The organism is Chryseobacterium sp. UF-81, assembly GCF_058245105.1.
In genome coordinates this window covers 133846-144025 of sequence record NZ_JBSIBX010000014.1, presented here as the reverse complement: position 1 = coordinate 144025, position 10180 = coordinate 133846, and the positions used below count along the sequence as shown (strand labels likewise).

Below are 10180 nucleotides of genomic sequence, written 5' to 3'. Positions count from 1 at the left end.
TGTAGACCCACAGGGATTCGAACCCCGACTGACGGTACCAAAAACCGGAGTGCTACCGTTACACTATAGGTCTGTTTATTTTTGGTGGTGCAAATCTACAATTTTTTTCTTTACACACAAATAACTGTCCGGAAAAAATTAAATGAATTAAGTCTTATTTTTACGTGATCTTGTTTTTAGTGCTGTACTTTAAGCCTAATTTCAGTTGATTTTGGAATGAGCTTAAAAGAAGAATAAAAGCCTGGAAACTGAAAAAACAAAAACCACCCTTAAAAAGGATGGTTTGTAGACCCACAGGGATTCGAACCCCGACTGACGGTACCAAAAACCGGAGTGCTACCGTTACACTATAGGTCTGTTTTATTTTGGTGAGGCAAATTTACAGCTTTTTTGTTTAGATACAAGAATTTTTTAAAGTTTTTTTTAAATTTACACTGCTTTTTATTTACCTCAATCATGCTGATAGACTTCAATAATCTCAATATTAATAATTTATCCTTTCAAACAGATTTCGAACAGAAAATTAAAAATTTTTTAGTCGAATGGTTTTCTGATGAACCTACTGTAAAGGTTCAGACTTCGGGTTCTACAGGAACACCTAAAGTTTTTGAAATCGAAAAAAAGAAAATGGTCAATTCCGCTGTGATGACCTGTAATTTTTTAGAATTGAAAAAAGGGGACAAAGCATTAATATGTTTGCCGGTGGAATATATTTCCGGTAAAATGATGGTCGTTCGTTCTATTGAGAGAAAATTAAGGCTGATTGTTACCGAACCCTCTTTAAACCCACTTGAATATTTGAATGAAGAAATAGATTTCTGTGCCATGACTCCGCTTCAGGTGGAAAATTCACTGGATCAACTGCATTTGATAAAGAACCTGATTATTGGGGGAGCTGCTGTTTCAGAGTCATTAAAGAAAAAAATATCCCAAAATGAAAGATTAAGGAGCATCCGTATCTATGAAACCTATGGAATGTCCGAGACCCTTTCACATATTGCCCTTAAACAGATAATGCCGGAACCGGAAGATTATTTCACAGCTTTTGAAAATGTTTCTGTCAGTGTGGACGAAAGAGGCTGTCTGAAGATTTTTGCTCCCAATGTGAATGCTGAGGTTCTGCAAACTAATGATTTAGTTGAGGTTAGAAATGAAAGAGAGTTTAAATTTCTTGGGCGAATAGACCATGTCATTAATTCCGCAGGAGCTAAAATTTTCCCTGAAGCTTTGGAAACTTTAGTGAAAAAAGAGATTCCTAATGAAGCTGTTTTTATCGGAATGAAGGATGATAGTTTGGGCCAGAAACTGATATTGGTTATAGAAGGATCAGAATCTGCGGATCTGATTAAAAAAATTGCCGAAATACCATTTGAAAAAAGCTTTCATAAACCTAAAGAAATTATTTTCATTGAAAGCATTCCACGAACACCCAACGGTAAAGTAAACCGGATAGAATTAAAAAGAAAAATCAGCAAATATCTGTAATTCTTTATCTTGATTCTTGTTTCTTGAATCTCAAAATAAAAAACATGAAAGACTTCTCAAAAGAACTCAGCTTTAAAACTTCCCGGAGCAGTGGAGCAGGAGGCCAAAACGTCAATAAGGTGGAAACTTCCGTCACGGTTCTCTGGCCTGTTGCTGAATCTGAATTTTTTAATGACTATCAGAAGGAGCTGATCCAAACTAAATTAAAAAACAGAATCAATGCTGAAGGATATCTGTTTCTTACCGTATCGGAGAGCAGAACCCAGCTGATGAACAAGAATAAAGCAATTGAAAAAATTATCGAACTCGTCGATAAAGCTTTAATTGTTCCAAAGAAAAGACTGGCAACAAAACCGTCAAAAGGACAAAAACAAAAGCGTCTGGATACCAAAAAGAAAATTTCTGAAAAAAAGGAGAACAGGAAATTCAAATTTTAGGGATCTGGGATTCATAGTGAGGGTTGCGGGGTTCAAAATATGGAATTTGTGAGGAGATTTTTCCGCGTGTCAGGATTTTTAACTATCTTAGAGTATTATTAATATCTACATATGACAGCAACTATTCCTTTATCTGCAGACTGCCGCTCTAATGGCCTTTTGCTGTCGTTGCTGTACCTTCATAAAGATTCTTTTCTTAAAAGTTCCAAGGACTTTATTAATTAAGCCCTGTCAGGATCCTGGGCAGGGAATAGATTTCAACAAATTTCACATATTATTTTTTGCGGTTCTCCACAGGGAAAAGGCTGATGAGGTCTCACATCCTGCATTGGATCATGGAATGACTGCATCCCATTATTTTAAAAATTAAAAAATGTCCAATCCTATTATTGTAACTACCGGAATTTATGATGCTATAAAAGATACGCTCAGAAGAAAAAAAGTAAGCATGCCGGAAGAAAAAAGACTTGCTGAAGAATTGAGAAAAGCCAAACAGGTATTGAGAAGAGAGCTTCCTGCCGATGTAGTGACCGTTAACAGAAAAGTGACGATCAAAGATCATACTCAGAATTTTGAACACGAATATATTTTCGTAGCTTCTTCGAAAGCTAAACCAGCGAAAAACAAGCATTCTATCCTGTCGGACATTGCGCTTGCCACAGTTGGGTATAAAGTAGGAGATATCATCGACTGGCCTTTTAAAGACGGTGAAAGAAAAATTGAGATTTTAAAAGTGGAATCTTGTCACGGGTAATTCCCGTATCTATATTTGTTAGATGAAAGTACAGCTTCGCGGCTGTACTTTTTCATGAGAAGACTTATGACTAAAGCTGTTTATCATTTGTTAAAAAAGAATGTTCAGGCAAGAGTTTCTTTAAGTACTCATGTTCCATTCCGTTTTTAAGTTTTATCTTTGCAAAAATTAAAAAAATGAGCAAACCGATTTCTGAATTTATAGAGAAATATTACCTGCACTTCAATGCGGCTGCATTGGTAGATGCATCTAAGGGGTATGTTGCACATCTTAAAGATGGCGGAAAAATGATGATCACTTTGGCAGGTGCTATGTCTACTGCTGAATTGGGGAAAATCCTTGCAGAAATGATCCGTCAGGGGAAAGTTGATTTTATTTCTTGTACAGGAGCCAACCTTGAAGAAGATCTGATGAACCTTGTAGCGCACTCTCACTACGAAAGAGTTCCGCATTACAGAGATCTAACAGCGCAGGATGAGTGGGATCTATTGGAAAGAGGATTAAACAGAGTTACAGATACATGTATTCCGGAAGAAGAAGCTTTCAGAAGACTTCAAAAGCATATCGTGGAGATCTGGAAAGATGCAGAAGCTAAAGGCGAGCGTTATTTCCCGCACGAATTTATGTATAAAATGATCCTTTCAGGAGTGCTTGAGCAGTATTACGAAATTCCAAGAGAAAACTCATGGATGATTGCTGCTGCTGAGAAAAACCTTCCGATTGTAGTTCCGGGATGGGAAGATTCTACTATGGGGAACATCTTCGCTTCTTACTGCATCAAAGGTGAGCTTACCGCAACCACCATGAAATCGGGAATCGAATATATGACATACCTTGCTGACTGGTATACCAAAAATTCAGCAGGAAAAGGAGTTGGATTCTTCCAGATCGGAGGAGGTATTGCAGGAGATTTCCCGATCTGTGTAGTGCCGATGTTGTATCAGGATATGGAAATGCATGACATTCCTTTCTGGTCTTATTTCTGCCAGATCTCGGATTCTACAACGTCTTACGGTTCATATTCAGGAGCCGTTCCTAATGAGAAGATTACCTGGGGTAAACTGGATATCACGACACCGAAATTCATCGTTGAAAGTGATGCTACCATCTGTGCACCATTGATGTTCTCTTACATCTTAGAAAATTAAGAATAAATTTCTTATAAAAATACCAACGCTTCAATTCAGTTTGAAGCGTTTTTTTATTACATAATACTGTCATTGCGAGCGAAGCGAAGCAATCTCATAATGATTTTAATATTTGTTTTGAAATATTAAGGTTAGAATTAAGATTTTTAAGAGCATTAAGCTTGGAGACTTTGTTCCCTAATTATAAGATTGCTTCGCTTCGCTCGCAATGACATATACCATAGTTTCAAGTGCGTGCCACCAACTATTTCAGTCAAGAGAATTAACCAGCACAAAGTACCGGTAGGCCAGAATTTCTTTCTCTATCTTACTAAGTTTGTTCGGATCTTTATTGCTCAACTTGGGAAGCAGCTTTTTATTGACTGAATTCAGCAGCCGGAAAAATGATTTTTTCATATCTTTAATATTTTAAATCAGACATCATTGAATGATTGAGAATCCAAAAATGATGCAGAAAGATGTTTAAAGTTTATTTTTTTCAACACTATAAACAGATCGCTATATTATGGACGAAATTTTTAAACAGCAGATTTATGAGATTACAAGGCTTATTCCTAAAGGAAGAGTTTCCTCTTATGGTGCCATAGCTAAAGCGGTAGGTTATCCCAACCATTCCCGTCATGTAGGAAAGGCAATGGGAGGATGCCCGGAAGATGTGCCGGCACATCGTGTCATATCCAGCTCTGGTGTATTATCCGTTCCCGAATTTCAAAAAAGATTGGAAGCAGAAGGGATTACCGTTGAAAATTTGAGGATAAAAGATTTCAAAAAGCTGTTCTGGAACCCGCTTGAGGAGATTTAAGCTGTTAAAGTACTTCGGATTTCCGGCGGCGAAGCCGCCGGAAATCCGAAAAAAAAACTATCCTAATATTTTAACTGCCAGAAGCAGGATCATCATTCCTTTGTTTGAAGAGGCGGATTTTTGCTTGCAAAAAGACGGTAGTTAAAGGATTTGCAATAAATTTTCACAATAAAAAAACCTTGAATACTCAATAGTATCCAAGGTTTTTAAAATTTATACGTAAAAAAACGCACTGATTTTAAACTACAACCTTATTATCTTCCTTTTAATGTTCGTAATTCTTCTTTTAATTTCTCATTTTCCTCTTTCAGCAGGGCAATATAATCCTGTAGGTTCTGAATAATAGATGCTGAAATATTATGGAACTGAGTGATCACTCCTGATGATGAAGAGGATTGATCATTGTACACAGGATGGTTATTATTGATTACCACTTTAGCTTCTTCATCCTCATAAATATCTTCTACCGAAACATCAAGAAAACGGGCAATCTTCTCCCATTCATCCCTTACGATCTTTACATCACCGCTTTCCTTCCTGCTGTAGTTGGATACATCAGTCGCAATAATATCAGCTATCTGCTGCTGAGTATAGCCTTTTTGTTTTCTGATAACGCGTAATTTTTCTTTTTGCATATCCTACATTTTATACAAAAATGGAAAAAAAGCACAATGTGTACAACAGAAAATAGAAAAAATGTACAATGAACCTACGGGATTACCCTAAAGCATCAGAAAAGTTTAGAATATCAAAGTGATTAAATCAGCTTTAATGTTTTAAAATAAAAAATTAAAGAAAAAGTTCAGAGGTTAAAAATTATTAAGAGATTGCTTCGCTTTGCTCGCAATGACGACATCGGTATGTAGATCAATCTTTGAGTTTAAACTATTTTGTAAGTTTTAAAACATAAAAAAAGACTGTTCTCAGTATAAGAACAGTCTTTGGTATTTATTTGATATTGTTATTTCTCCAGCTGCTTGTAACTTCTCTGGATAAAATCTGTCAGGTCTTTTCCTTTCAATAGATTTTGTGAAAGTTTTGCCAGATCAAGAGCATATTTAATCAGTGTTTCCTTTTCCTCAGGATTTTCTGTCTTTAAAATTTGAGTTGAAAGCTCGCTGTTCGAGTTTACTACCAGATTATACATTTCCGGAAAACTTCCCATTCCAAACATTCCGCCGCCTCCGGTTGCCTGCATTTCCTTCATTCGTCTCATAAATTCTGGCTGCGTGATCGTAAACGGAGCATCATTGCTGTCAAGATCTTCAAGCTGTACGGTGAATTTGGCATCTTTTACAACCTCTTCCACATCTTTCTTTAAAGATTCTTTTTCAGTTTCATTCAATTTAGAAATAACCGGCTCATCTTTTTTGATGAGGTTATTGATGTGGTCCGCATCCACTCTTGCAAATGAGATTTTCTCTTTTGAAGTTTCCAGTTTTTGGATGACGTGGGAGATCACAGGTGAATCCAGTAAAAGAACGCTATATCCTTTATCATTAGCTGCCTGAATATAGCTGTGCTGCTCATCAGCATTCGTTGCATAAAGAATTACTGTATTCCCATTTTTATCCGTGTGGGCAGGCTGAATTTTTTCAATTAATTCATTCCAAAGGAAATATTTTCCGTCTGTAGTAGGATATAGTGTGAATTTATCTGCCTTTTCTGCAAATTTATCTTCCGTGATAATTCCGTATTCGATCACTATTTTAATGTCGTTCCATTTTTGCTCGTAGTCTTCACGGTTTTCGTTGATCAGGGAAGACATTTTATCGGCAACCTTCTTAGTGATATAAGAAGAGATTTTCTTCACAGCACCATCAGCCTGAAGATAAGAACGGGAAACATTCAATGGTATGTCCGGAGAATCTATCACTCCTCTCAGAAGCATAAGGAAGTCCGGAACGATCCCTTTTACTTCATCCGTTACGAATACCTGGTTCTGATACAATTGGATTTTATCCTTGTCAATATTTAAATTATTGCTCAGTTTCGGGAAGAATAAAATTCCTGTAAGATTAAAAGGATAATCAACATTCAGATGGATATTGAATAAAGGCTCCTCAAACTGCATAGGATACAGTTCATGGTAAAACTTCATGTAGTCTTCGTTCGTCAGCTCGCTTGGAGCGATAGTCCATGCCGGTGTTGGATTGTTGATGATATTATCCACTTCCTCGGTTTCAGCAACCGCATCTTCCGGTGCATCTTCCGGTAACGGAAGGGTATGTGTTCTGGTCCCGAATTTAATCGGAACAGGCATGAATTTATTATATTTTGACAATAATTCACGGATCTTAGCTTCTTCTAAAAACTCCGTAGAATCTTCTGCAATATGGAGAATAATCTCTGTTCCTCTGTCAGTTTTGTCAGTGGTTTCCTCAAGGGTAAATTCCGGGCTTCCGTCGCAGATCCATCTTACAGCAGAACCTTCTTTATAAGATTTTGTAAGGATTTCCACTTTTTCTGCCACCATAAATGCAGAATAGAAACCAAGACCGAAATGTCCGATGATTCCTGCATCTTTTGCAGTATCCTTATATTTTTCCAGGAATTCTTCGGCACCGGAAAAAGCAACCTGGTTGATATATTTTTCGACCTCTTCACCAGTCATACCAATTCCCTGGTCGATAATACGTAAAGTTTTTTGTTCCTTATCGATTTTAACTTCAATCTTAGGATTTCCGTATTCAACCTTTGCTTCTCCGATGCTTGTCAGATGCTTTAATTTTAAAGTAGCATCAGTTGCATTGGAGATCAGTTCTCTCAGGAATATTTCGTGGTCACTGTAAAGAAACTTTTTAATAAGCGGGAAAATGTTTTCCACAGATACATTAATATTTCCTTTAGTCATAATAATTTTTGTTTTTTAATTTTCTAGGTAAGCCTCAAAAAAAATACCATGAAAGAGAATGTGACAGAATGTCAGATGGGATGGAAGATTGAGCATTAAACATTATAATATTCTTATTAAATTCAGCAGGAGCGGGCTTTAGCCCCGCTTACAAATACACATAAAAGTCATTGGCTTTAGCCAAAACCTAAATTTGCAAACAAAAAAAGACAGCCCGAAAGCTGTCTTAAATTTATGTATTGAAAAAAATTATTTCACTTTATTTTTCAATTCTTCTTTGATCTTATTTTCCAGTTCTTCAGCAAGCTCAGGATTGTCTTTTAGCACATCTTTTACTGCATCACGACCTTGTCCTAACTTAGTTTCTTCATAGCTGAACCAAGAACCGCTTTTCTTTACAATTCCCTGTTCTACAGCCTGATCAAGAATTTCTCCTGTTTTAGAAACTCCTTCACCATACATAATATCGAATTCAGCCTGCTTGAAAGGTGGCGCTACTTTATTTTTCACGATCTTCACTTTTACACGGCTTCCGATAGCTTCATCGCCATTTTTAATAGGTGCACTTGCTTTTCTGATGTCTACTCTTACAGAAGCATAGAATTTCAATGCATTACCCCCAGTAGTGGTTTCAGGATTTCCAAACATCACACCGATCTTTTCTCTCAGCTGGTTGATGAAAATTACCGTACATTTTGTTCTTGAAATCGTAGCTGTCAGTTTTCTTAATGCCTGAGACATTAATCTTGCATGAAGCCCCATTTTAGAATCTCCCATTTCGCCTTCAATTTCCGCTTTTGGAGTAAGGGCTGCTACAGAGTCAATAACTACGATGTCAATTGCTCCCGAACGGATCAGGTTATCAGCAATTTCCAGAGCCTGCTCACCGTTGTCCGGCTGAGAAATGATTAAATTTTCAAGATCGATTCCCAATTTCCCAGCATAACCTCTGTCAAAAGCATGCTCTGCATCAATAAATGCTGCAATTCCACCTGCTTTTTGAGCTTCTGCAATAGCATGAAGCGTTAAAGTTGTTTTACCGGAAGATTCAGGTCCGTAGATCTCAATGATTCTTCCTCTTGGATATCCACCTACTCCGAGAGCGATGTCTAATCCCAAAGATCCGGAAGGAATAACTTCAATGGTAGTATCAATCGTACTGTCACCTAATGTCATTACAGTTCCTTTTCCGTATGTTTTATCTAGCTTGTCAAGCACTAATGCAAGTGCTTTTTTCTTATCGTCTATGTTGCTCATCTGTTGTTAAAATAATTGTTCAAAATTACGGAATTTTAACGTCAAAAACTAATATTATTTAAGATGAAAAACTGTTTTTAGCGTTAAAAAATAATAATGTTTTGAGACTGATGTTATTCATTACGAATGGAATGCAGAGTTTTATGATTCAAAACATAAAAAAATATTTTTTCCCGTTTAATGTACTTGCTGTTCGGTATGGTTCTAGTGAAAATTTGAATTTTTAGTGATTTTAAGATAGTCTTGCAGTACTTTCATCTGGTCTTTGTCTCCCTTTTTTATTCTTGTCTCCCGGCTTAACAGGTTATCATAAATTTTGTTGATGATAATTTTGGTTTTAGGAAACAGTTTGCGGTTGGAAACTTCAGGAATCTGCAGTCTTTTACATACCTCATCATCCAGAAGAAACCATGTGCAGCAAATATGCAGATACCTGAGGTTTTTCCTTTGAAATCTGAATTTTAAGATCGGGTTTTCCAGCGATTCATTCAGTAAAGAGTGGGCCAGCAAAATAGAATCTTTATCGGATGGCGGCTGTACAGAAGTCCACAGGTAAAAATATTCTGTTGCCTGTTTTTTAGTGTCGGGAAGAAGAGGCTCAGGAATTCCAAGCAAATATCCGACATATTTCCACAGATGAAAAATTCCCTTTTCCTCTTCTTCTGAAAAGGTATTTCCCAATTTTTGAAGACTATGAAGAAAAACGAGACTAAATCCTGTATACGTTGCCATCATATCCCATGAATTGATCGGTTCTCCCCAATTTTCAGTATTCCATTCTTTGTAATGTTTTTTGATGGAAAGTCTGGCGTAAGAATGGATCAGACGGGTCTTGATAGCAAATTCATAACCCTTTGCATGAATTTCAAGTGCATCATATCGTGTTACGTTGACCCAAAAGTCCAGCGTTTCTGAAAGACGTTTTACAGCACCTTTTTTCAGTGCTTCTGTAGCTGTAAGGGGTTTATTAAGATAAGCGTAATCATATCCGCCAATCAGGCAGTAATCTCTTAGTGAGATGAGGGAATCGATGTTACCTCTCATACAGAGCTCTGCGCCGCTTTTCAGCAGGCTGTAATCAAGCCAGTCCGGAATCTGCTGGGTCTGGGTAAAAAGTTTTTTTACGCTTTCAGGAACGGCATCCGTTTCGGAAACTCCGTTCCGGATATAATTTTCTATTTCTTTTGAGGCCTCATGAAATTTTTTAGTAAAATAAACATCTTTTACCACTTCATCTCCCATCTCATCCACATGATAAAAATAGCGTGAACATTTTTCAAAGTTCCTAAAGCTCACTTCAGCTCCGGAAAAATCGATAAGCTGTTTTCCGTTTCCTTTTCCCCAGAAATGTCTGAAGTGAGGCGCATCTTTAAAACGTGGCTGTATAATCATGTTTTCCATTACTATAAAAATACAAGTTTTACACCGAAATTTTCTGGTGAG

10 protein-coding genes and 2 tRNA genes are annotated in these 10180 nt (G+C 36.9%); 5 read left to right on the top strand and 7 right to left on the bottom strand.

Annotated features, from left to right (window positions below; translation table 11 throughout):
• Positions 1-2: 2 nt before the first annotated feature.
• Positions 3-73: transfer RNA gene (locus AC4IFE_RS17895), tRNA-Gln, on the bottom strand.
• Positions 74-286: 213 nt separating this feature from the next.
• Positions 287-357 (bottom strand) — tRNA-Gln (locus AC4IFE_RS17890).
• Between the two features lie 99 nt (positions 358-456).
• Here AC4IFE_RS17890 and AC4IFE_RS17885 point away from each other — a divergent pair.
• The 4 genes from AC4IFE_RS17885 (at position 457) to AC4IFE_RS17870 (ending at position 3824) form a co-directional block, all read left to right on the top strand.
• Positions 457-1485: an AMP-binding protein gene (locus AC4IFE_RS17885; protein WP_490758494.1), complete on the top strand. Its 1029-nt coding sequence runs from the start codon at positions 457-459 to the stop codon at positions 1483-1485.
• A 44-nt stretch (positions 1486-1529) separates the two neighbouring features.
• Entirely contained in the window at positions 1530-1922 is a 393-nt protein-coding gene (gene arfB, locus AC4IFE_RS17880; RefSeq protein ID WP_490758493.1) for an alternative ribosome rescue aminoacyl-tRNA hydrolase ArfB, read from the top strand.
• Between the two features lie 373 nt (positions 1923-2295).
• Entirely contained in the window at positions 2296-2676 is a 381-nt protein-coding gene (locus tag AC4IFE_RS17875; protein ID WP_490758492.1) for a GreA/GreB family elongation factor, read from the top strand.
• 176 nt (positions 2677-2852) lie between these two features.
• Positions 2853-3824 carry a deoxyhypusine synthase family protein gene (locus tag AC4IFE_RS17870; RefSeq protein WP_111955197.1) on the top strand — a complete coding sequence of 324 codons (972 nt, stop codon included), beginning with the start codon at positions 2853-2855 and terminating at the stop codon, positions 3822-3824.
• Between the two features lie 249 nt (positions 3825-4073).
• Here the strand turns inward: AC4IFE_RS17870 and AC4IFE_RS17865 are convergent, their stop codons facing one another.
• The gene (locus tag AC4IFE_RS17865; protein WP_490758491.1) at positions 4074-4220 is read right to left on the bottom strand and encodes a hypothetical protein; all 147 of its coding nucleotides are present in this window, start codon (positions 4218-4220) and stop codon (positions 4074-4076) included.
• A 109-nt stretch (positions 4221-4329) separates the two neighbouring features.
• On the opposite strand from AC4IFE_RS17865, the gene AC4IFE_RS17860 reads away from it, so the two are divergent.
• Positions 4330-4626 (top strand): MGMT family protein, encoded by a 297-nt coding sequence (locus AC4IFE_RS17860; protein WP_072922467.1) that lies wholly within the window; start codon positions 4330-4332, stop codon positions 4624-4626.
• 254 nt (positions 4627-4880) lie between these two features.
• Here AC4IFE_RS17860 and AC4IFE_RS17855 read toward each other — a convergent pair whose 3' ends face one another.
• The 4 genes from AC4IFE_RS17855 to AC4IFE_RS17840 all read right to left on the bottom strand — a co-directional run bounded on the left by AC4IFE_RS17855 (position 4881) and on the right by AC4IFE_RS17840 (position 10129).
• Positions 4881-5261, bottom strand: a complete 381-nt coding sequence (locus AC4IFE_RS17855; RefSeq protein ID WP_490758490.1) for a helix-turn-helix transcriptional regulator — start codon at positions 5259-5261, stop codon at positions 4881-4883.
• Positions 5262-5587: 326 nt separating this feature from the next.
• Entirely contained in the window at positions 5588-7480 is a 1893-nt protein-coding gene (gene htpG / locus AC4IFE_RS17850; RefSeq protein ID WP_490758489.1) for a molecular chaperone HtpG, read from the bottom strand.
• 249 nt (positions 7481-7729) lie between these two features.
• Positions 7730-8737 carry a recombinase RecA gene (gene recA / locus AC4IFE_RS17845; protein WP_426046412.1) on the bottom strand — a complete coding sequence of 336 codons (1008 nt, stop codon included), beginning with the start codon at positions 8735-8737 and terminating at the stop codon, positions 7730-7732.
• A gap of 204 nt (positions 8738-8941) precedes the next feature.
• Complete coding sequence (locus tag AC4IFE_RS17840) at positions 8942-10129, bottom strand: oxygenase MpaB family protein (RefSeq protein WP_490758488.1); 1188 nt, start codon at positions 10127-10129, stop codon at positions 8942-8944.
• Positions 10130-10180 lie beyond the last annotated feature (51 nt).